At 34.5% G+C, this 22236-nt stretch carries 23 protein-coding genes; 21 read left to right on the top strand and 2 right to left on the bottom strand.

The features are described 5' to 3' along the window. The first annotated feature begins 23 nt into the window (after window positions 1–23). The 3 genes from AC1RPN_RS04265 to AC1RPN_RS04255 are packed head-to-tail and all read left to right on the top strand — an operon-like array spanning window position 24 to window position 3289. Window positions 24–1205, top strand: coding sequence for a glycosyltransferase family 4 protein (locus AC1RPN_RS04265; RefSeq protein WP_481761501.1), 1182 nt, complete (start codon window positions 24–26; stop codon window positions 1203–1205). Between the two features lie 29 nt (window positions 1206–1234). After that, a complete protein-coding gene (locus AC1RPN_RS04260) occupies window positions 1235–2257 on the top strand; it encodes a glycosyltransferase family 4 protein (protein ID WP_481761500.1) in 1023 nt (340 codons plus the stop codon). Window positions 2258–2260: 3 nt separating this feature from the next. Next, window positions 2261–3289: a lysylphosphatidylglycerol synthase transmembrane domain-containing protein gene (locus AC1RPN_RS04255; protein ID WP_481761499.1), complete on the top strand. Its 1029-nt coding sequence runs from the start codon at window positions 2261–2263 to the stop codon at window positions 3287–3289. 198 nt (window positions 3290–3487) lie between these two features. On the opposite strand, the gene trxA is transcribed toward AC1RPN_RS04255, so the two are convergent. After that, complete coding sequence (trxA, locus tag AC1RPN_RS04250; RefSeq protein WP_481761498.1) at window positions 3488–3799, bottom strand: thioredoxin; 312 nt, start codon at window positions 3797–3799, stop codon at window positions 3488–3490. A gap of 102 nt (window positions 3800–3901) precedes the next feature. Continuing rightward, a complete protein-coding gene (locus AC1RPN_RS04245; protein WP_481761497.1) occupies window positions 3902–5077 on the bottom strand; it encodes a pyridoxal phosphate-dependent aminotransferase in 1176 nt (391 codons plus the stop codon). A 134-nt stretch (window positions 5078–5211) separates the two neighbouring features. On the opposite strand from AC1RPN_RS04245, the gene AC1RPN_RS04240 reads away from it, so the two are divergent. The 18 genes from AC1RPN_RS04240 to AC1RPN_RS04155 all read left to right on the top strand — a co-directional run bounded on the left by AC1RPN_RS04240 (window position 5212) and on the right by AC1RPN_RS04155 (window position 22207). Then, entirely contained in the window at window positions 5212–5445 is a 234-nt protein-coding gene (locus AC1RPN_RS04240; protein WP_409022166.1) for a YkuJ family protein, read from the top strand. Between the two features lie 74 nt (window positions 5446–5519). Next, window positions 5520–7583: an LTA synthase family protein gene (locus tag AC1RPN_RS04235; RefSeq protein ID WP_481761496.1), complete on the top strand. Its 2064-nt coding sequence runs from the start codon at window positions 5520–5522 to the stop codon at window positions 7581–7583. Between the two features lie 141 nt (window positions 7584–7724). Beyond that, complete coding sequence (locus AC1RPN_RS04230; protein ID WP_481761495.1) at window positions 7725–8603, top strand: phosphate ABC transporter substrate-binding protein PstS family protein; 879 nt, start codon at window positions 7725–7727, stop codon at window positions 8601–8603. A 2-nt stretch (window positions 8604–8605) separates the two neighbouring features. After that, entirely contained in the window at window positions 8606–9526 is a 921-nt protein-coding gene (pstC, locus tag AC1RPN_RS04225) for a phosphate ABC transporter permease subunit PstC (protein WP_409022169.1), read from the top strand. Further along, the gene (pstA, locus tag AC1RPN_RS04220) at window positions 9526–10413 is read left to right on the top strand and encodes a phosphate ABC transporter permease PstA (RefSeq protein WP_481761494.1); all 888 of its coding nucleotides are present in this window, start codon (window positions 9526–9528) and stop codon (window positions 10411–10413) included. The genes pstC and pstA overlap by 1 nt, the downstream gene beginning before the upstream one ends. A 21-nt stretch (window positions 10414–10434) precedes the next feature. Continuing rightward, window positions 10435–11238: a phosphate ABC transporter ATP-binding protein PstB gene (gene pstB / locus AC1RPN_RS04215; protein WP_481761493.1), complete on the top strand. Its 804-nt coding sequence runs from the start codon at window positions 10435–10437 to the stop codon at window positions 11236–11238. Between the two features lie 14 nt (window positions 11239–11252). Then, window positions 11253–12008, top strand: coding sequence for a phosphate ABC transporter ATP-binding protein PstB (gene pstB, locus AC1RPN_RS04210; protein ID WP_409022172.1), 756 nt, complete (start codon window positions 11253–11255; stop codon window positions 12006–12008). A gap of 17 nt (window positions 12009–12025) precedes the next feature. Further along, entirely contained in the window at window positions 12026–12712 is a 687-nt protein-coding gene (gene phoU, locus AC1RPN_RS04205; RefSeq protein WP_481761492.1) for a phosphate signaling complex protein PhoU, read from the top strand. Between the two features lie 154 nt (window positions 12713–12866). Beyond that, window positions 12867–13172, top strand: a complete 306-nt coding sequence (locus AC1RPN_RS04200; protein ID WP_409022174.1) for a PspC domain-containing protein — start codon at window positions 12867–12869, stop codon at window positions 13170–13172. Between the two features lie 23 nt (window positions 13173–13195). Next, entirely contained in the window at window positions 13196–13549 is a 354-nt protein-coding gene (locus AC1RPN_RS04195) for a phage holin family protein (RefSeq protein WP_481761491.1), read from the top strand. Window positions 13550–13560: 11 nt separating this feature from the next. Beyond that, window positions 13561–14499, top strand: coding sequence for an HPr(Ser) kinase/phosphatase (gene hprK, locus AC1RPN_RS04190; protein WP_481761490.1), 939 nt, complete (start codon window positions 13561–13563; stop codon window positions 14497–14499). An 18-nt stretch (window positions 14500–14517) separates the two neighbouring features. After that, complete coding sequence (gene lgt / locus AC1RPN_RS04185; protein ID WP_481761489.1) at window positions 14518–15345, top strand: prolipoprotein diacylglyceryl transferase; 828 nt, start codon at window positions 14518–14520, stop codon at window positions 15343–15345. 77 nt (window positions 15346–15422) lie between these two features. Next, complete coding sequence (locus AC1RPN_RS04180) at window positions 15423–16442, top strand: NAD(P)H-dependent glycerol-3-phosphate dehydrogenase (protein WP_481761488.1); 1020 nt, start codon at window positions 15423–15425, stop codon at window positions 16440–16442. Between the two features lie 14 nt (window positions 16443–16456). Then, window positions 16457–17356, top strand: coding sequence for a UTP--glucose-1-phosphate uridylyltransferase GalU (gene galU / locus AC1RPN_RS04175; RefSeq protein WP_409022179.1), 900 nt, complete (start codon window positions 16457–16459; stop codon window positions 17354–17356). Window positions 17357–17492: 136 nt separating this feature from the next. Continuing rightward, entirely contained in the window at window positions 17493–18431 is a 939-nt protein-coding gene (gene trxB, locus AC1RPN_RS04170; protein WP_481761487.1) for a thioredoxin-disulfide reductase, read from the top strand. Window positions 18432–18564: 133 nt separating this feature from the next. Then, complete coding sequence (locus AC1RPN_RS04165; RefSeq protein WP_481761486.1) at window positions 18565–19908, top strand: DHA2 family efflux MFS transporter permease subunit; 1344 nt, start codon at window positions 18565–18567, stop codon at window positions 19906–19908. A gap of 11 nt (window positions 19909–19919) precedes the next feature. Further along, on the top strand, window positions 19920–20405 hold the full coding sequence (locus AC1RPN_RS04160; protein WP_481761485.1) for a MarR family winged helix-turn-helix transcriptional regulator: 486 nt from the start codon (window positions 19920–19922) through the stop codon (window positions 20403–20405). 74 nt (window positions 20406–20479) lie between these two features. Further along, the gene (locus AC1RPN_RS04155) at window positions 20480–22207 is read left to right on the top strand and encodes a phospho-sugar mutase (protein WP_481761626.1); all 1728 of its coding nucleotides are present in this window, start codon (window positions 20480–20482) and stop codon (window positions 22205–22207) included. The last annotated feature ends 29 nt before the right edge of the window (window positions 22208–22236 follow it).

Below are 22236 nucleotides of genomic sequence, written 5' to 3'. Positions count from 1 at the left end.
AGAATAGACAAGGGGACCTTATCGTGAATATTGGAATTTTTACAGATACATATTTTCCACAAGTGAGCGGTGTGGCGACTTCAATAAAAACACTAAGAAACGAGCTCGAAAAAGAGGGACATACCGTCTATATCTTTACGACGACTGACCCACATGTTGATAAGACAGTATATGAACGTAATATTTTTAGATTCTCTAGTATTCCATTTGTTTCTTTTACAGATAGAAGAATTGCTGTTAGAGGCTTATTTCAAGCTTACCAAGTGGCAAAAGAACTAAATTTAGACGTTATTCATACACAGACTGAATTTTCTATGGGCTGGATTGGTAAATTTGTTGCAAGAAATTTAAAAGTTCCTTGTTTACATACCTATCATACAATGTATGAAGATTATTTACATTACATTGCCAATGGTAAGTTATTGAAACCATACCATGTTAAGCAAATGACAAAAACATTTGCATTCCATATGAGCGGGATTATCGCACCAAGTACACGCGTTCAGACGTTGCTACAGAAGTATGGTGTGAAATCAGAAATACGAGTTATCCCTACAGGGGTAGACATTTCTCAATTTGAACAAATTGAAACAGAAGATTATCGTTCTAAATTAGACATTTCTGAAGATCAACCAGTCATGCTTGCGTTAAGTCGATTGGCATTTGAAAAGAATACACAAGAAATTATTGATGGTATGCCAGCGATAATTAAAAAAGTACCGAATGTTTTACTCTTGATTGTAGGGGATGGTCCGGCACGTGAAACCCTTGAAGAGCAAACAGAAAGTTTAAATTTAAAGGACAACGTCAGATTTATTGGTGAAGTTGATAATGATGAGGTATTCCATTTTTATCAGTTAGCAGATTTATTTGTGTCTGCATCAGTAACAGAATCTCAAGGATTGACGTTTATCGAAGCTTTAGCTGCTGGAACACCGGTTATTGCTAAAACGGGTAAATATACTGACGAGTTAATGGAAAAACCAGAAGTTGGTAAAACTTTTTCATCTGAAACTGAAATGGTGACTGATATTATTGATTACTTAAATAGATGTCATGAAGAAGTTGATCCAGAGCCAAGATTAGAAAAGTTAAAAGAAATTTCAGCGGCAACATTTGGATCAAAAGTTGCTGAATTTTACCAAGATGCTCAAATTCATTATGTTGAAATAGAAGAAGAGGATGACGAAATCAGTCATCTATAAACGAATTTATTTTCAAAGGAGTTTCAACCATGCTATTAATTAACATGTTTTCTGCGGCCAATTCGGTTAAAGGACAAGGGGTCGGTAGCGCATATACCGAAATGATGAAGTTGCTCAAAGAACGCTTTCCAACTGAATTCAAAATTAGTGTGAATAAATATAGTCGCTCAGATATTAGTCATTACCATACCATCAATTTTCCTTATTACCTTTCGACTTTTATGCCAGGTAGAGGTAAAAAAATTGGCTATGTCCATTTTTTACCAGAAACACTTGAGGGAAGTGTTAAAATTCCACAACCTTTTAAAGCCATTTTTTATTGGTATGTAATTGCTTTTTATAAACGAATGGATCATATTGTCGTGGTTAATCCAAGTTTTATTCCAAAACTTGAAGCGTTTAAGATTCCAAAAGAACGCGTCACGTATATTCCTAATTTTGTTTCAAAAAAAGTTTTTTATGAAAAAACCGTGGAAGAAAAACAAGCTTTTAGAGATGCGTTAGGTATTCCAGCCGATAAATTTGTTGTTTTTGGTGATGGTCAAGTTCAAGAAAGAAAAGGTGTGCCCGATTTTATTAAGTTAGCTAAGCAAAATCCTGATATCCAATTTATTTGGGCCGGTGGCTTTTCATTTGGTAAGTTAACTGACGGTTATGCTGAATTAAAAAAAGTAGTTGATAATCCGCCTAGTAATTTAACGTTTACTGGGATTATTGATCGAGAAGCTCTAGTAAATTATTACAATATTGCTAACCTTTTCTTACTGCCATCTTTCAATGAATTGTTTCCAATGTCAGTATTAGAAGCATTTAGTTGTGGGACACCTGTATTATTGCGCGATTTAGATCTTTATAAAGCGGTTATTGAGGGCTATTATGATGCCGCGACAGATGTTAATGGTATGCAAATTAAATTGAGAAAATTAAAAGAAGATCCCAATGCGTTATCAGTTTTGCATGACAAAGCAGATCAGGCATCAGCATACTATTCTGAGGATAGATTGGCTGAAATTTGGCATCAATTTTACTTGGACCAGAGCAAAGAGGGCTAAAAGATGACTCGAAAAAACATAGGTTTATTGACGTTAATGGTTATAATTGGGATGGGGATATTCGCTTATTCTTTAAAAAATGTATCAATTCAGTCGCTCGTTAAAGCTTTAGTTAATATTAATATATGGTGGTTATTAGTAGCAGTATTTTGTATCTGTATGTACTTTGTCATTGAAGCATTTGTTGTTCAACGGTTCATGATAGGGCAACATAAAAAATTTACATTTAAGAATGCAATTCGTATTCCACTGATTGAACAATTATTTAATGGAATCACACCTTTTTCAACAGGTGGACAACCTGCACAATTGTTTGCGATGGCTCAGTCAGGTGTGGACGCTGGTCGTGCAAGTTCCATTTTATTAATGAAATTTGTCGTTTACCAGGCAATGATTGTTATTAATTTTATTGTTTGTTTACTAATTGGGTTTCAATACATTCAAGATAAAGTTAATTATCTAATGGTATTCGTGATTTTTGGATTTGTGATTCATTTAGCTGTGATTACTGCTTTGTTAATGATCATGTATTGGTATGGATTCACTAAAAAATTAGTGTATGTTTGTATGCTAGTTGTTAAGTTATTCGTTAAAGGGGATCGTTTTGATCGCTGGAATACAAGTATTTATTCAAAAATTGAAAACTTCCATAAAGAGAGTTTACGTATGAAGAATGAAAAGAAAATGATTTTTCACGTTTTTGTATTAACATTCTTCCAACTCGCGTTTTACTATTTAATTCCATACTTTATTATGTTGTCATTGGGATACACATCAGTGAATGTGATTATGATTACAGCACTTCATGTGCTTATTGTCATGGTAATTTCACTTTTCCCAATTCCGGGGGGAACTGGTGGTGCAGAATATAGCTTCGCGATTGTCTTTTCTAGTTTCATGACCAGTCACAGTAAATTGATTTTAGCCATGTTGTTATGGCGTATTTTAACTTACTATGTTGGACTATTTGCGGGAATGTTTGCTTTAGTTGTTAAACCAGATAAGGTAGAAGAAGTTGGAATTGAAGATTAAATAAATGAAATATGATAGTAACCATTGCTGATGATAGATTTTCTATTATTGGCAATGGTTTTTTTTGTGTTTTATAAGGAGAAGAACGTGTTTCTTTAAGCAATACTAAAATCGCTAATCAGTTTATTACTATTCAAAATAACGACAAAAAAGCACTGTCAAATGACAATGCTTTTATTAGTTAGCTTTTCAAAATCGTTAAATATATTGTGATAAAGCGTCTTTAACTTGCTCTTTTGAATGATAACCGACGAGTGTATCAACAACTTCGCCATCTTTTTTAATCATTAATGTGGGAATTCCCATGATACCAAAATCGTCAGCTGTTTTAGGATTTTGGTCAACATCCATTTTAGCAAATTTAACCTTGTCACCTATTTCTTGTTCTAATTCCTCAATTGCTGGTGATTGCATTTTGCAAGGGCCACACCATGTTGCCCAAAAATCCGTCAATGTTATACCTGAATCTGTAACTGTTTTGAAATTTTCATCTGTAATTGCTTGTACCATTTGAATTCCTCCTTTATTTATTTGAATATAATATCAGAGGAAATATAATTAGCCTAAATATATGCTTACAAAAAGTAAGTATAAAGAAATAACGCCGTATTTTTATTTATTTTGTGTCATGTAGTCATTCAAACGTTCCATCCCAAGCACTAAATTCTCCATACTAGAAGCGTAACTTAAGCGAACGTAACCTTGACCAGAATCACCAAAAGCAGTTCCTGGAATTAAGGCAAGTTTATTATTAAAAGCTAGTTCTTTACAGAATGCCATAGAATCTTGGTTATATCCTGCAGGAATTTTTGCGAAAATATAAAAAGCGCCACTAGGTTGTGCCATTTCAAAATGCATTTTTTTCATTTCAGCCATAACGAAATCACGGCGTTTTTTATATTCAACATTCATTATGCGACCATCGTCTTTACCGTCACGTAAGGCAGCAATTCCAGCACGTTGAGAAACACTTGTTGCAGAGGTTACTAAGTATTGATGAACTTTTTTTAATTCATCAGTCATCGCTTTGGGAGCAAGCAAGAATCCAATGCGCCAGCCAGTCATGGCATGCGATTTTGATAAACCATTAATTAGGACAGTTTGGTCACGGATATATTTTGCAATTGAGACATGTTCATGATCATAAGTTAATTCACTATAAATTTCATCACTAATTGCCCATAATTTTTGCTTTCTAATTTCATCAGTTATCGCAATAACTTCATCTTCGGTCCAAGAAATACCAGTTGGATTACTTGGATTAATTAGGATAATACCTTTAATATTTTCATTTGGATTATCTTTAACAGCTTGATTAATCATCTCAGGTGTTAATCTAAAGTTATTATCACGTGTGTTGATAAAAATTGGTTTAACCCGATTTAAAGTAATCAGTGGCATATAGCCAGGGTAGAGTGGCGTTGGGACAAGAACGGCATCGCCGGGGTTGAAGATAGTCTGTAAGGCAGTTGCGATGGCTTCAGTTGCACCAACTGTAACTAGAATTTCAGATTGTGCATCATAAGTAACGTCATATTTTTCATTAAAAAATTCACTGGCAGCTTCACGTAACTCAATATCACCAGCCATACCCATATAATGTGAGTAATTTTCATGAATGGCTTCGATGGCAGCTGCTTTAACATGATCGGGTGTATTAAAATCTGGTTCACCCATTGTTAATTTAATCATATCAGGAATTTGGCTCACTTCATCATCAAATTGACGAATATCTGAGACCTCTATTTTAAATACTTGATCGTTCAAATCTTTTCTAAATAAGCTCATTTTTATGCCTCCAAGTCTAATAACTAACAGTTTAGCATAAAAACAAGTTAAGAAACGATTATAATCTGCTTAATCAGGTGTAAATGTATAGAAAATTTGGTATTATTAACTATGATATTGAAAGGGGAACAACTATGAAAAATTCTCAGTTAGTAGCAATCATTAGTCGCTTAGAGGCTATGCAAAAAGAAGATAACGGCGAAATCCAAACAAGACACTTCGAACGTGAAGGTGTTGAAAAGGGAATCGTTGAATATGATCCAGATATGAAAGCATATACGTTAGAAGATTTAAGTAACCATACTAAATTTCCTTTCGATGATATTGATTTAATTGCAATGGAAGTTTACGACTTACTATTTAGTTAATCAATAACTGAAACATAGATTGAAAGACATTTTCGTGTTCTCGAAAACTGATCTTAAAAAATGGAGGCACTAAGATGCGGTCAACTTTAAAATATGTTCAGGATAAATTGAGCTCAAGATGGGGATTCCTCCTCTTGACGCTCGTTTTATTTTGGGCCAAAACAGTTGTTGCTTATGAAACCAAATTTACATTAGGTGCAACAGGTAGCATGCAACAATTTTTACTTTATATTAATCCAATACCAACAGCGTTATTATTATTTGGAATTGCAATCTACTTTAAGGGTAAAAAATCATATTGGATTTTGCTGATTGTTGATTTTATTCAAACATCATGGCTTTTTGCAAATATGGTTTATTATCGTGAGTTTTCAGATTTTCTTTCACTAGGAATTATCAAAAATTCAGGTTCAGTAGCTAATAATCTAGACAAGGGAATTGCCGGTATTTTACGACCAACTGATTTCTTTGTTTATATCGATATTATTATTTTAATTTTGATTCTTGTCTTTAAATTAGTCAAAATTGACTATAACCCAATTAAAAAGCGTTATGCTTTTATCCTGACTATTGCATCTGTACTTTTAGCTTTAGGGAACTTAGGTTTAGCTGAAAAGGATCGTTCTCAATTATTGACAAGAACTTTTGATAATAACTATATTGTTAAATATTTAGGCTTGAATTTCTATGCGGGATATAATGTTTATCAAACGCAAAAAGAAAGTGCGACACGTAAAAATGCCACTGCTAAAGATATGGATAAAGTTCTAAAGTATTTGGATAAAAATCGTTCTAATTCAAATATAAAGTATTATGGAAAAGCGAAGGGTAAAAATGTTTTTGTGATTCATCTAGAAAGTTTCCAACAGTTCATGATCGATTATAAATGGGATGGGCAACAAGTTACGCCTAACATTAATAAATATTATCATGATCAAAATACATTATCATTTGATAATTTCTTTAATCAAGTTGGACAAGGTAAAACGTCTGATGCTGAAATGATGTTGGAAGCATCCCTTTATGGGTTACCATCTGGTTCAGCGATGACGACTTATGGCACACAAAATACATTCCAAGCAGCACCCGCTATTCTTGATCAAAAAGGCTACTCTACAGCAGCTTTCCATGGTGACGTGGGTAGTTTCTGGAATCGTAATAATACTTATAAATCATTTGGTTACCAGTATTTCTTCAGTGAACCTTATTATGATGTCAAAGCTAACTATAAAGTTGGTTATGGGATGAAAGATAAGATTTTCTTGAAGCAATCGGTTAAGTATATTGAACAATTACCCCAACCTTTTTATGCTAAACTCATCACACTAACTAACCATTATCCATATGATTTAGATAGTGCGAATACGTCAATCAAAAAGACGGATACAGACGATAGTACGGTTGATGGTTATGTTCAAACATCTAAATATCTTGATCAATCATTCGGAGAATTCGTTAGTTACTTGAAGAAGAGTGGCTTGTATAAGGACAGTATGATTGTGATGTATGGTGATCACTATGGTATCTCTAATAATCATCCGAAAGCTATTGCACAGCTTTTAGGTAAAGACAAAGTAACAAGTTATGATTTAACGATGTTCCAAAAGGTACCATTTATGATTCATATGAATGGCCTTAAGGGCGGTATTAATCATACTTATGGTGGTGAAATTGATGTGCTACCAACTTTACTTGATCTATTAGGCGTTAAGAATACCGATACGGTTCAATTTGGTAATGATTTATTATCGAAAAATCGTAACCAAACGGTTGCCTTTAGAAATGGTGATTTCGTTTCACCAACCTTTACAAAAGTTGGAAATACCACGTATAACACTAAGACTGGTAAAGAAATCGAAAAACTAACGGCAGCACAACAAAAAGTTTATAACAAAGAATTAAAACATGTTACAACGTCATTATCATTATCAGATGAAGTTATTACGGGTGATCTATTAAGATTCTACGCACCAAGTAATTTCACTAAAGTAAATAAATCTGACTATAATTACAAGAAAAGTGACGCTCTTGAAACTTTGAAAAAAGCACAAGAGAAAGAAAAAACCAGTTTAATTGAACAACACGGTGGGGTATCTACCGAAAGTTTATTCAAAACTGATGCTCCAGAATTAAAATAACGATTGAAGTCATAACGTCATGTTATGGCTTTTTTTGTTGTAACCTTTACACAATCTTTACAATACCCCCACAGGACCTTTACATTAAAAATATAAACTTAATGTATAAGTTAAATATCGATATTTATGGAGGAAGTTACTATGAAAAAGGGATCTTTAGTAATGATTGGTGGAATTTTATCCATCATGTTATTAACTTTAACGGGATGTGAGACACAATCAAATTCAGGAAAATCGATTACAATTGTTGGATCTACAGCTTTACAACCTTTAGTTGAGGCAGCTGGTGAAGAATACGGGACTGAAAATGTTGGCGTCTTTGTTAATGTTCAAGGTGGCGGATCCGGAACAGGATTGAGTCAAGTTCAAGAAAAAGCCGTTAGCATTGGTAACTCAGATGTTTTTGCTGAAGAAAAATCAGGCATTAAGGCAAGTAAACTTGTAGACCATCAAGTTGCCGTTGTTGGAATTACGCCAGTTGTGAATAATGGTGTGGGCGTTAAAAACGTCTCAAAAAAACAACTTATAGATATTTTTACTGGTAAATTAACAAATTGGAAGCAACTAGGTGGCAATGATTTACCAATTGTCCTTTTAAATCGTGCATCTGGTTCGGGAACACGATTAACATTTGAAAAATGGGGATTAGAAGGTAAGCAAAGTAAAGATGCACAGGAACAAGATTCAACGGGAATGGTTCGACAAATTGTCGGATCGACACCTGGTGCAATAAGTTATATGGCTTTCTCATACGTTGATAAAACGGTCGATGTACTTTCTGTTGATAAAGTTAAACCAACTGAAAGTAATGTTGCCTCAAATAAATGGAAAATCTGGTCATACGAACATATGTATACGAATGGTGAACCCACGGGATTAACAAAACAATTTTTAACTTATATGATGTCAAATAAAATTCAAAAACAGGTTGTTAGTAAATTAGGTTATATTCCAACAACACAGATGCAAGTGAGTCGTTCGGTTGAAGGTAAAATAACACCAATTAAGAAGGGGATGTAGTTATGGATCCGATTCGTGAAAGTTTACTCAAAAAATCAAAAGCATCTAAACTAGAGATGCGCGGTAAAATAATTACTTATTTCTGTATTGGACTAATCGTCGCTATTGTTCTTGCTATCTTTTATTTCGTTGCTTCAAAAGGATTAGCAACGTTCTTTACTGATAAAGTATCAATTAAAGATTTTTTATTAGGAAAGAGTTGGAACCCTGGAACGCTTGATAAAGCAGGTAAGCCAGAAGTTGGGGCTTTACCAATGATTTCTGGATCATTCTTTGTCACTTTTTTATCAGCATTAATTGCAACACCTTTCGCTATTGGAACAGCTATTTTCATGGTTGAAATTTCACCAAATACGGGTAGCCGAATTTTACAACCGGTAACTGAATTATTAGTTGGTATTCCTTCAGTTGTTTATGGATTTATTGGTCTTTCAGTTGTGGTCCCATTTGTTCGAAGTATTTTTGGTGGAACAGGGTTTGGTATTTTATCTGGGACATTTGTGTTATTTGTTATGATTCTACCAACCGTTACGTCAATGACTGTTGATACTTTAAAATCTGTCCCACGTTATTACCGGGAAGCCTCACTGGCCTTAGGTGCAACACGTTGGCAAACAATTTATAAAGTTATTCTAAGAGCAGCAACACCAGGTATCATGACAGCGGTTGTTTTTGGTATGGCACGAGCTTTTGGTGAAGCCTTAGCCGTTCAAATGGTTATTGGTAATGCATCATTGATGCCATCAAGTTTAATTACACCATCATCAACTTTAACAAGTATTTTGACGATGGGAATTGGAAATACTGTCATGGGCTCATTAGAAAATAATGCGCTATGGTCACTTGCTTTAATTCTATTATTAATGTCATTATTCTTTAACATGGTTGTTAGAGTAATTGGTAAGAGAGGGGCGCTTAAATAATGAATCCTAAAAAAGTAGATAAAATCGCAACAAGTATTTTATATGGTATTGCCGGATTCGTCGTTCTTGTTTTAGCGGCCTTACTTGGCTATATATTGGTTAGAGGTGTGCCACATATCAGCTGGCATTTCTTAACATCACCCGCAAAATCATTTTCAAGTGGTGGTGGAGTAGGAATCCAATTGTTTAATTCCTTCTATCTATTATTATTAACATTATTGATTTCTTTCCCTATTTCATTGGGAGCGGGTATTTGGTTATCAGAATACGCTAAAAATAATTGGGTGACGACGGTTATTAGAACGTCTGTTGAAATTTTAAGTTCATTACCTTCAGTTGTTGTTGGGCTTTTTGGGTTTTTGATTTTCGTTGTCCAATATAATTTCGGTTTTTCAATTTTATCAGGTGCATTAGCCTTAACGTTCTTCAATTTACCTTTATTAACAAGATCAATCGAAGAGTCATTACGTTCTATCCCATATTCACAACGTGAGGCTGGCTTTTCGTTAGGATTATCGCGTTGGGAAACCGTTACGAGAGTTATTGTTCCAGATGCAGTACCTGGTATTTTAACGGGTGTTATATTGAGTGCCGGCCGTATCTTTGGTGAAGCAGCTGCGTTAATTTATACTGCTGGTCAAAGTGCGCCAGCACTAGATTTTACAAACTGGAATCCAGCTAATATTGCGAGTCCGTTAAATCCAATGCGTCCAGCTGAAACATTAGCTGTTCATATCTGGAAAATTAATTCAGAAGGTATTATGCCTGATGCATCAGCTGTTTCTGCAGGCGCATCAGCCGTCTTAATTATCGCAGTGCTTTTATTTAATTTCTTAGCTCGATTCGGTGGTAAAGCACTTTATCGTAAAATTACATCAAGTAAATAGATCATTAGGGGGTCAAAGAATATGGTAGAAAATAAAACTGAAAAATCTAGAATTATGACCTTCAATGAAGATAAACATGAGATAGCTTTAGAAACCAAAGATTTACATGTTCATTATGGTTCTAATGAAGCAATTCGAGATGTTAGTTTACAATTTGAACGGTTTAAAATTACAGCTTTAATTGGGGCATCTGGTTCTGGTAAATCAACTTATCTTAGATCGTTGAATCGTATGAATGATGGGATTGCTGATGTAACAGGACAAATTATTTACCGTGATTTAGATATAAATAAAGATAATGTTGATATTTATGAAATGAGAAAACATATTGGAATGGTATTTCAACGACCTAATCCATTTTCAAAATCAATTTATGAAAATATAACGTTTGCTTTGAAACGTCATGGGATGAAAGATAAGCAGTTACTTGAAGAACGCGTTGAAAAATCACTTAAACAAGCTGCACTTTGGGATCAAGTTAAAGATGATTTGAATGTGAGTGCGTTATCATTGTCTGGTGGACAACAACAACGTTTATGTATCGCTAGAGCGATTGCTATGGAACCTGACATCTTATTGTTAGATGAACCAGCTAGTGCGTTAGATCCAATTTCAAGTCGAATTGTTGAAGAATCACTTTTAGAACTGAAAGAAAAGTACACGATTGTCATTGTGACACACAATATGCAACAGGCTTCACGTATTTCAGATTACACAGCATTTTTCCATTCAGGAAATGCGGTAGAATATGATAAAACAACAACTATTTTTACGCGACCAACAATTAAACTAACGGATGATTATGTTTCAGGAAACTTCGGTTAAGGGGGAAAGGCCAAATGACTAAAATAATTGAAACAAATGATGTTCATTTGTATTATGGTAAGAAAGAAGCCCTCAAAGGAATTAATCTTGATTTCAATGAAAAAGGGATTACCGCTTTAATCGGTCCATCTGGTTGTGGTAAATCAACATATTTAAGAACGTTAAATCGCATGAATGATTTAATTCCAGGTGTAACCATTACAGGTACAGTTAAATTAAAAAATGAAGATATTTACGGTCCTAAAATGGATACCGTAAGATTACGCAAAAATGTTGGGATGGTTTTCCAACAACCTAATCCATTTCCATTTTCAATTTACGAAAATGTTGTATATGGTTTGCGATTAGCTGGCGTTAAAGATAAAGCAATCCTTGATGAAGCTGTTGAAAAAAGCTTGAAACAGGCTGCTGTCTGGGATGATGTAAAGGATGATTTGGGTAAAAATGCGCTTGCGTTATCTGGCGGACAGCAACAACGTGTCTGTATCGCTCGAGTCTTAGCGGTTGAACCTGAGGTCATTTTACTGGATGAACCAACAAGTGCTCTGGATCCTGGTTCAAGTAGTAAAATTGAAAATATGTTGCTAGAATTGCGTGAAAAATATACTATTATAATAGTGACTCACAATTTACAACAAGCTTCTCGAATTTCAGATCGAACTGCCTTCTTTTTAGAAGGTAATTTAATTGAAGTTGCACCAACTAAAAAATTATTTACGCAGCCTGTACAAAAAGAAACGGATGACTACATTAGTGGTCGATTCGGTTAAGAAAGGGAGACAAAATAATGCGATTACTTTTTGATGAAGAACAAGAAAAGCTACACATTAGATTTAGCGAAATGGGTATGATGGTTAGTGAAGCCATTCATAAATCTGTCCGTGCTTTCATTAATCATGATAAAGAGTTGGCCCATGAAGTTATCGTTGGCGATTACAAAATTAATGAACGCGAAATGAAGTTAGAAAAACAAACGTTAGAAATGATTGCATTGTATCAACCTGTTACAAGTGATTTAAGAGATATTGTGACTGTTTTAAAAGCTATTTCTGATTTAGAACGAATGGGAGATCACGCTGTAAGTATTGCGAGATCAACGATTCGTGTTAAAGGCAATCCTAGGGTAACGGAGATTGAAGATGAGATCGGAATTATGGGCGACCACGCACGTAAGATGGTTGAAGAAGTCCTCACAGCTTATATTAGAAAAGATGCCGAAAAAGCTCGTAAAGTTGCTAATTTAGATCTTGAAGTTGATGAATATTTCACGACAATATATGACCAGTGTATCCATGAAATGAAAACGAATCCCGAAACAGTTGTGGGAAGTGCTGACTATTTGATGGTTGCCACTTATCTAGAACGAATTGGCGATTATGTTACAAATGTGTGTGAATGGGTTGTTTATTTAAAAAATGGCCGAATCACTGAATTGAATCCTGGTAAATCAGAGTTAGAAAAAGAAAATGAATAAGGCACTACTCATTTAATAACTAACAATTTCGCGATTGTTAGTTATTTTTAATTTAAACGTTAAAATTTAAGTAAATAACGCTCGTTAAAATTGTAAAATGAGTACGATAAGAAGTACAATAATGATAGATTATTCTGAATGGAGGAACTACAAAATGAAAACAAATAAAAAATTCACAAAATCAACTAATAAAATTATCGCGGGTGTCGCAGCTGGACTTGCCGAATATATAAATTGGAATCCAACACTCGTTAGATTTTTATTTTTAATGCTAATCTTCGCAACAAAAGGCGTATTTATACTTGTCTATATCTTGTTAGCAATTAGCTTACCAGGGAAAAAACGTTCATTTACTAGTTCTTTTGAGCAGTTTACATCTAGTACTGGACAACGGACTAGCTCATCAAGTAAGAGTGGCCGTAAAATTATTAAAGATGTAGAAGTTACAGACGATAAATAATATTAATGATGAGGTGAAGATTCATGGGATTTTGGCAGCGCGTATTAATTAATGCCATACTGTTTTTGGCAATATCTGGTTTTTTTCCAGAGACTTTATTTGTTAAAAGTATCTGGGTTGCATTAATCGCCAGTTTTGTACTGGCCGTACTAAATATGCTAGTTAAACCGTTTTTAGTGATTTTATCACTGCCGGTAACTATTTTCAGTTTAGGATTTTTCTATCTGATTATAAATGCATTTATGTTACAAATGACGTCATTTTTTGTGGGTAATGAATTTAAATTTTCGAGCTTTTGGGCGGCATTTATCATCTCAATTGTGATGAGTATTGCTAATACAATCGTAACAAATTACTTTATTAGAAATAGACAATAGGGGGCATTAAGATGGCCAATGAAGTTTCAGTTAGAAATTTAGTAGATGCAATGGGATTAACTGTTTTAATTGGGAAAGAATACTTGGATGATAAAAAAATTACAACAAGTGATATTTCACGTCCTGGTCTAGAATTAACCGGGTATTTTAATTTTTATCCGAAAGAACGTATTCAATTATTTGGGATGACAGAACATGCTTATGCAAATGGACTGACTCCTGAAGATAGGCAGAATGTGATGAATCAATTAGCAACAGAACAAACACCATGTTTTGTTGTTTCAAATGATTTGGATGTGCCGCTAGAATTATTAGCTATCGTCAAAGAAAGACATATTCCAGTTCTAATTTCAAAACTAACAACGTCACGTCTATCTTCTAATATGGTTAACTTTTTGGAAGCTAAATTAGCTGAACGCCAGTCAATACATGGTGTTTTAGTTGATATTTATGGTCTTGGGGTCATGATTACAGGTGATTCTGGTGTTGGTAAATCAGAAACAGCGCTTGAATTAATTAGACGTGGACATCGGTTAATTGCAGATGATCGTGTTGATGTTTTCCAACAAGATGAGGAGACACTTGTTGGTGAGGCACCTGCAATTTTAAAACATTTACTTGAAATTCGAGGTATCGGTATTATCGATATCATGAACTTGTTTGGTGCAGGAGCTGTCCGTAATGACACTGATATTTCACTAATTATTCATCTAGAAAACTGGACTCCTGATAAACAATTTGATCGATTAGGTAATAATGATGAATTTGTTAAAATATTCAATGTGAATGTGCCAAAAATTTCTGTACCTGTTAAAACAGGACGTAATTTGGCCATTATCATTGAAGTCGCAGCAATGAACTTCCGTGCAAAAACAATGGGTTATGATGCTACTAAAGCATTTGAAGCTAATCTAAATGGCTTAATCCAAACAAATTCAAAAAAAGATTAAGGATTGGACGAGAGTAAATTGAATTATTTATTAGGTGCGTTGAATCCCATCGCAGTTAAATTAGGACCTATTGAAGTTCGTTGGTATGGTGTAATAATTGCGAGTGCAGTAATTCTAGCAGTTATTTTAGCCATTCTTGAAGGCAAAAAAATAGGAATAAATGAAGATACCATATATGATATGGTTCTATGGGCGTTGCCAATTTCAATTGTTTCTGCGCGACTCTATTACGTTGTGTTCGAGTGGTCTTATTACGCTCAACATCTCAGTGAAGTTTATCGAATTTGGGATGGTGGTATTGCTATCTATGGTGGGTTAATAGGCGCAATTATTACAGTGATTATTTTCTGTCAGCGTCGCCATTTGTCAGCATGGTTAATGTTTGATCTAGCGGCACCACTTGTGCTACTTGCGCAATCAATCGGCCGTTGGGGTAATTTTATGAACCAAGAAGCCCATGGTGGAAAAACGACGTTAGAGGCATTGCAAAATTTACATTTACCTGAATTTATTATTAACCAAATGAACATCAATGGCACCTACTATAAGCCAACATTTCTATACGAATCATTGTGGAGTTTTGTTGGATTCTTAATATTAATTGCCTTGAGACATCGAGTACACCTTTTCAAACGTGGAGAAATACTATTTGCATATCTAACTTGGTATTCATTTGGTCGTTTCTTTATCGAAGGAATGAGAACAGATAGCTTAATGTTATTTTCAACAATTCGTGTTTCTCAACTTCTCTCATTAGTGATTTTTATTGGATCAATTAGTTGGTTATTATTGAGAAGATATTGGGAACCGCAAAATCAATGGTATTTAGACGGACAATTGAAATAAAAATTTCTCATAGTTAATGCTATTAGAGGTAAAATTTGGTATGATTAGAATGAATAAATTTTGAAGGAGATTATATAATGACAAAAAAAGTAGCAGTATTAGGCGCCGGTTCTTGGGGTAGTATCCTTGCCGATATCCTAACTGAAAATGGTCATGACATCAGACTTTGGTCAAATGTTCCAGCACAAGTAGCAGAAATGAATGAGTTCCATACAAATAAGCATTACTTGGAAGATTACACTTATTCTAAAGACCTACATGCATATGAAGATTTAAAAGAAGCTTTGGATCAAGTTGACGCTATTTTATTTGTTGTTCCAACAAAAGCAAGCCGTATTGTTGCTAAACAAGTAGCAGCAATTTTAGAAGAAACAGGTAACAAACCAATTATTATTCATGCAAGTAAAGGACTAGAACAAGTCACACACAAACGTATTTCAGAAGTTATTGAAGAAGAAATTCCTGCTGACATTCGTGGTAGTGTTGTTGTCTTCTCTGGCCCAAGTCATGCTGAAGAAGTTGCAAATCGTGATTTAACAACAATTGTTTCAGCAAGTACTGATCCTGAAGCTGCAAGTTTTGTTCAAGATCTCTTTATGAATAAATTCTTAAGAATCTACACAAATAACGATGTTATCGGTGTTGAAATGGGCGCAGCTATGAAGAATATTATCGCCGTTGGTGCTGGTATGCTTCATGGTATGGGCTATGGCGATAACGCTAAAGCAGCTTTGATTACACGTGGATTAGCTGAAATTGCTCGTTTAGGGACATCATTTGGTGCTAACCAATTAACCTTTATGGGACTTTCTGGTGTTGGTGATTTAATCGTTACAGCTACAAGTGTTCATTCACGTAACTGGCGTGCTGGAGACCAATTAGGTCAAGGTAAATCATTAGATGCTGTTGTTGCTGATATGGGTATGGTTATCGAAGGTGTTGGTACTGCTAAGGCTGCTTATGAATTAGCACAACAACAAGGAATTGATATGCCAATCACAAATGCAATTTATGACGTTTTATACAATAATAAAGAAATTAAATCAGTGATTGAAGCTTTGATCAATCGTGAAGGTAAATCTGAATTAGCAGAATAAAAGGGGATTAGACTATGCAAAAAGTTAAAAAAGCCATTATTCCGGCTGCTGGACTAGGGACTCGTTTCTTACCAGCAACTAAAGCGATGGCAAAAGAAATGCTCCCAATTGTTGATAAACCAACGATTCAATTTATTGTTGAAGAGGCGCGTCAATCGGGTATTGAAGATATTTTGATTGTTACGGGTAAAGGTAAGCGACCAATTGAAGATCATTTTGATTCGGTGCCAGAACTGGAAGCGAATTTAGCTGCAAAGCATAAAGACGAATTATTAAAATTAGTTGAAGAAACAACGGATATTAATTTGTATTTTGTTCGTCAATCTCATCCACGAGGTCTTGGCGATGCCGTTTTAATGGCTAAAGACTTTGTTGGGGATGAACCTTTTGTTGTCATGTTAGGCGATGATTTAATGGAAGATAAAGTACCATTAACGCGTCAACTCATGAATCGCTTTGATGAGACACATGCTTCAACTTTAGCGGTGATGAAAGTCCCTCATGAAGAAGTTTCAAAATACGGTGTGATTAATCCTGAATTAGAAGTTAAACCTGGATTATTCAATGTTAAAAACTTTGTTGAAAAACCTACACCTGAAGAAGCACCTAGTGACTTGGCTATTATTGGACGTTACTTATTAACACCTGAAATTTTTGGTATCTTAGAACATCAAAAACCAGGTGCTGGTAATGAAATTCAATTAACGGATGCCATCGATGCATTGAACAAGGTGCAACGTGTTTTCGCTCATGAATTTAAAGGAACCCGATACGATGTTGGCTATAAATTTGGCTACTTAAAAACAAGTATTGAGTATGGTTTGAAACATAAAGAAGTTAAAGATGAATTAAAAGAATATTTGAAGACTTTAGGCGCAAAATTAATTGCAGAAGATACAGCAAAAAATAAGTAGCCTAATTCTTACAGTAAAGCAGGTTTCAAGTTCAACTCACTTGGGACCTGTTTTTGATGTTAAAGCAATTAAATAGACAAAAAAAGTAACATAGGGTATTGTTGAATTACTTACTAAAAGAAAGAAGGTTGAACTAATGACAAAAAAATATGATGTTGTTGTGATTGGTGCTGGGCCCGGTGGAATGACTGCCGCACTCTATGCATCACGTGCAAATCTATCGGTTTTAATGATTGATCGTGGGATTTATGGTGGCCAAATGAACAATACGGCTGAAGTTGAAAATTATCCTGGATTTAAATCAATCTTAGGCCCTGATTTAGCAAAAGAAATGTACGAAAGTTCGACACAATTTGGTGCAGAATATGCATACGGTAGTGTAACCGATATTACAATTGAAGGCGATACTAAACTCATCACAACAGATAATGATGTTTTTGAAACAAAAGCTTTAATTATCGCAACTGGATCAGAATACAAAAAATTGGGTGCTGAAGGCGAAGATACCTTTAGTGGCCGAGGTGTATCTTACTGTGCAGTCTGTGATGGTGCTTTCTTCAAAAATCGTGAAGTCATCGTTATCGGTGGCGGTGATTCAGCAATCGAAGAAGGTTCTTATTTATCAAAATTAGCTTCAAAAGTGACGGTAATTCATCGTCGTGACAAATTACGCGCTCAAAAAATCTTACAAGATCGTGCCTTTGCGGATGATAAAATATCTTTTGTTTGGGATACTAATGTCACAGAGATTGTTGGTGACGATCGTAAAGTAACTGGCGTTAAAGTAACGAATAATAAAACAGGTGAAACATCTGAAATTCCTGCTAGTGGTGTCTTCATTTATGTTGGTGTTAAACCAATGACAACAGCATTCACAAAGCTTGGAATTACTGACGATTATGGTTGGATTCCAACTGACGAAAATATGCTAACAAATGTACCAGGTATTTTCGCAGTTGGTGATGTGCGTAAGAAAGAATTGCGTCAAATTACAACTGCAGTTGGTGACGGTGGTATTGCTGGACAACAAACATTTAGTTACCTTGAATCATTAAATGATGCAGAATTAAGTTAAATTATAGAATAAGCCTTTTGAGGCTTATTTTTTTATTTACTTGACTTTATGTGCATGTGAACATTATAATAATCTAATCCGCTTATGAAAAAAATTAAACATATGCGTAAATTTAAGTGAGAAGAGAGTTAGAATGACAAACAAAAAAAGAAACACAATTGGTGCTGTTTTATTAATTGCGACTTTTGCCGCTTTATTAAATCAAACATTGATGATTACAGCATTACCAAAATTAATCACCGTTTTAAATGTTAACCTTGCAACCGCACAATGGTTAACGACGGGTTATGTTTTAATGGTCGGAATTTCGACACCATTATCAGCAATTTTATATGAAAAATATTCAACAAGACAAATATTTGTCGGTATTATGGTTGTCTTTTTAATCGGAAGTATCGTTGCATCAAGTGGCGCTAATTTTTGGGCAATCTTAATTGGTCGCTTAATCCAAGCTGCTGCCGGTGGCGTATTGACTACATTTACGATGATTAGTGTCATTGCAATTAACCCAATTGAACGCCGTGGCGTTGTAATGGGACTTGCTATGCTTGTTATCTCAGCTGCTCCAGCAATTGGACCAACTTTATCAGGTATTATGATTACATTTTTACCATGGAGAGCATTATTTATTTTCATTATTCCAATCATGTTAATTTTATTAATTGTTGGGGTTTGTATTTTACCTAACTATTCAGAAAAGACAGATGTTAAAATTGATTTTAAATCATTCTTCTTATCACTAGTTGGACTTGCTACAATTTTAATTGGTATTTCAATTATTGGAGACCAATTATTAGTTGCACTTGTCCTTATTGTGATTGGTGTTTTAGCATTAATCTATTTTGGCCGTCGTCAATTAGCTTTAAAAGAACCATTTTTAAATATTCGAATTTTCAAAGTACGTTCATTCTCAACTATGATTGCATTAATTATGTTAGTTTTTGGTATTTTAATGGCAACAGAATTAGTTATGCCAATGTTCTTAGAAAATAATCAACATTTATCAGGAATGACTGCTGGATTAATTATGTTACCGGGTGCTGCAATTAATGCTATTATTTCACCTATTGTTGGTAACCTTTATGATCAATACGGTTATAAAAAAATATTTATATTTGGCTTTTTGATGTTGATGATTTCAGTACTACCAATGTTATTCTTAACAATTGAATTTCCTGTTTGGTTATCAGTTGTTACTTACGCTATTCGATTAACAGGGGTTGGTGCTATTATGGCTCCAGCAACAACAGAATCTTTAAAAGATTTAAATCCAATGGAAATAAATCATGCAACAACATTAACGAATACATTAAGACAAGTTAGTGGTTCATTATTTAATACCGTTATTATTGTTATTGCTAGTATTCCTGCATCATTTGTTGTTGGATACAAATATTCAATGATCTTTATCATGGTTGTCTCAATTGTAATTGGACTAGTTGGACTAATCTATTTCAGAAAAACAAGTAAAGCTTAAGGAGTTTTGAGATGCAAAATATGAATGGAAATTCTTTTTACGATACACATGAAGTTGAGAAATTAACAACAATTTACAACAGAATGATTCGATTAAGAATAAATGATACGTTAAAAGGGTTTGAACTTTCTGAGAGTAACTTTTTTTACGTGTTGTTAGTTTGTGAGTCACCTGGCGTTAGTCAGGATGAGCTAATCCAAAATATTTATCGGGATCACAGTGTTGTGACACGTGCTATCTCAAAATTAATTAAAGATGGTTGGCTTGAAAAAAAAATGTCGTCCGCAGATAAACGACGGACTGAACTTTATCCTACAGCAAAAGCGATTAATAATTATCAAGATATTTTTGATAGAATTACAGTCGTTAATGATGAAAGTATATCGGTGCTTAGTGAAGAAGAAATTAAGCAATTTGAGCATATTTTGGAAAAGGTAATTAAATCAGGAATTGAACGTGAGCGACTTGCTGGAAGAAAGATATCAGAATTATTCTGATATCTTTTTTATTATCCTGAATAGTAAGCGCATTTATTGTATAATAGTAATATTATATGAATGGGAGTGATATTTTGACTTGGGAAGATAATTATTTAACTTGGTTAAATGAAGAAACACTAGACGCAACATTAAAAAATCAGATTGTTTCGCTTAAAAATAATCAAGAAGATTTAAAAGAATCTTTTTACCAACCAATGGAATTTGGAACTGCTGGTATGCGTGGCTTGATGGGTCCTGGTATTAACCGGATGAACATCTACACGATTCGTCAAGCAACTGAAGGATTAGCTCGCTTTATGGATACGTTAGATGATGCAACTAAAATGCGCGGTGTCGCAATTAGTTATGATTCGCGTTACCAATCACAAGAATTTGCGATGGAATCAGCTAAAGTTTTAGGCGCACATGGTATTCCAAGCTTTGTTTTTGAAAGCTTACGTCCCACACCAGAATTATCGTTTGCAGTCCGCCATTTAGCTACTTACGCCGGAATTATGATAACGGCTAGCCATAATCCTAAACAATATAATGGCTATAAAATTTATGGTGAAGACGGTGGCCAAATGCCACCTAAAGAATCAGATATGATTACTGGTTTTGTTCGCGAAGCTGATGATTTATTTGCCATTAAAGTAGGTGATGAGACAGTATTAAAAGCTGATAAAACACTCCAAATTATTGGTGAAGAAGTTGACGCTGCGTATCTTGCTGAAGTTAAAAAAGTGACAATTAATCAAAAATTAGTTGATGAAGTTGGTGCTTCAATGAAACTTGTTTTCACACCACTTCATGGAACAGGTAAAATGTTGGGTGAACGTGCTTTGAAACAAGCTGGATTTGAACAATTTAAGATTGTGCCTGAACAAGCTGAAGGTGATCCTGAATTCCCAACAATCAAGTTACCTAACCCAGAAGACGCACCAGCATTTGATTTAGCTATCAAATGGGGTCGACGTGAACATGCTGATTTATTAATCGCTGTTGATCCAGATGCTGATCGTATGGGTGTCGCTGTACGTCAAACTGATGGTGAATATAAATTATTAACAGGTAATCAAATTGCTGCTCTAATGTTCAATTATATTTTAACTGCTAGCGAAGAAGCAGGAACTTTACCCGCTAATGCCGTTGGCGTTAAATCAATTGTATCAAGTGAACTTGCAACTAAGATTGCTGAAGCACATCATGCTAAAATGATTAATGTCTTAACAGGATTCAAATTTATTGCGGAACAAATTCAAAACTATGAAGAAACAAATGAACATACCTTTATGTTTGGTTTTGAAGAAAGTTATGGTTACTTAATTCGTCCTTTCGTTCGTGATAAAGATGCTATCCAAGCATTAGTAATGTTATCTGAAGTAGCTGCTTACTACAAACAATTTGATAAAACATTGTCAGATGGATTAGATGATTTATTTAAAGAATATGGTTATTACGCTGAAAATACTAAAGCGTTAACGTTTGAAGGTATTGAAGGTGTTCAAAAAATCAAAGATTTAATGACAATCTTCCGTGATGACGCACCTAAAGATTTTGCTGGCTATAAAGTCGCTAAATTAGAAGACTTCACAACGGGTATGGCGCAATTAGCTGATGGATCATCTGAAGAAATCGGATTACCAACTGCAAATGCGTTGAAATATATCTTAGAAGATGGTTCTTGGATTGCAATTCGTCCTTCAGGGACTGAACCAAAAATTAAATTCTACGTGGGAACGCAAGCTGAAACTGATGAAAAAGCACAAGCTAAGTGTCTTGCATTTGAAGAAGCAATTATGGCAATTGTCAACGCCTAACTAAAAAAGTAGTGCTAAATTTACATTTA

This window comes from Dellaglioa sp. CoH-57-MRSF-20 (assembly GCF_056781955.1).
Note: the sequence above shows the minus strand (reverse complement) of the source record. Positions and strands in the feature narration are given on the sequence as shown.

Bases quoted from the DNA above. Each gene is read 5' to 3' on its own strand.
- AC1RPN_RS04195 (WP_481761491.1), top strand. From the start codon at position 13,196: ATGGGATTTTGGCAGCGCGTATTAATTAATGCCATACTGTTTTTGGCA.
- pstB (WP_409022172.1), top strand. From the start codon at position 11,253: ATGACTAAAATAATTGAAACAAATGATGTTCATTTGTATTATGGTAAG.
- AC1RPN_RS04255 (WP_481761499.1), top strand. From the start codon at position 2,261: ATGACTCGAAAAAACATAGGTTTATTGACGTTAATGGTTATAATTGGG.
- AC1RPN_RS04230 (WP_481761495.1), top strand. From the start codon at position 7,725: ATGAAAAAGGGATCTTTAGTAATGATTGGTGGAATTTTATCCATCATG.
- pstA (WP_481761494.1), top strand. From the start codon at position 9,526: ATGAATCCTAAAAAAGTAGATAAAATCGCAACAAGTATTTTATATGGT.
- AC1RPN_RS04235 (WP_481761496.1), top strand. From the start codon at position 5,520: ATGCGGTCAACTTTAAAATATGTTCAGGATAAATTGAGCTCAAGATGG.
- AC1RPN_RS04240 (WP_409022166.1), top strand. From the start codon at position 5,212: ATGAAAAATTCTCAGTTAGTAGCAATCATTAGTCGCTTAGAGGCTATG.
- trxB (WP_481761487.1), top strand. From the start codon at position 17,493: ATGACAAAAAAATATGATGTTGTTGTGATTGGTGCTGGGCCCGGTGGA.
- pstC (WP_409022169.1), top strand. From the start codon at position 8,606: ATGGATCCGATTCGTGAAAGTTTACTCAAAAAATCAAAAGCATCTAAA.
- phoU (WP_481761492.1), top strand. From the start codon at position 12,026: ATGCGATTACTTTTTGATGAAGAACAAGAAAAGCTACACATTAGATTT.
- galU (WP_409022179.1), top strand. From the start codon at position 16,457: ATGCAAAAAGTTAAAAAAGCCATTATTCCGGCTGCTGGACTAGGGACT.
- AC1RPN_RS04160 (WP_481761485.1), top strand. From the start codon at position 19,920: ATGCAAAATATGAATGGAAATTCTTTTTACGATACACATGAAGTTGAG.
- AC1RPN_RS04180 (WP_481761488.1), top strand. From the start codon at position 15,423: ATGACAAAAAAAGTAGCAGTATTAGGCGCCGGTTCTTGGGGTAGTATC.
- hprK (WP_481761490.1), top strand. From the start codon at position 13,561: ATGGCCAATGAAGTTTCAGTTAGAAATTTAGTAGATGCAATGGGATTA.
- AC1RPN_RS04260 (WP_481761500.1), top strand. From the start codon at position 1,235: ATGCTATTAATTAACATGTTTTCTGCGGCCAATTCGGTTAAAGGACAA.
- AC1RPN_RS04245 (WP_481761497.1), bottom strand. From the start codon at position 5,077: ATGAGCTTATTTAGAAAAGATTTGAACGATCAAGTATTTAAAATAGAG.
- AC1RPN_RS04200 (WP_409022174.1), top strand. From the start codon at position 12,867: ATGAAAACAAATAAAAAATTCACAAAATCAACTAATAAAATTATCGCG.
- trxA (WP_481761498.1), bottom strand. From the start codon at position 3,799: ATGGTACAAGCAATTACAGATGAAAATTTCAAAACAGTTACAGATTCA.
- AC1RPN_RS04165 (WP_481761486.1), top strand. From the start codon at position 18,565: ATGACAAACAAAAAAAGAAACACAATTGGTGCTGTTTTATTAATTGCG.
- pstB (WP_481761493.1), top strand. From the start codon at position 10,435: ATGGTAGAAAATAAAACTGAAAAATCTAGAATTATGACCTTCAATGAA.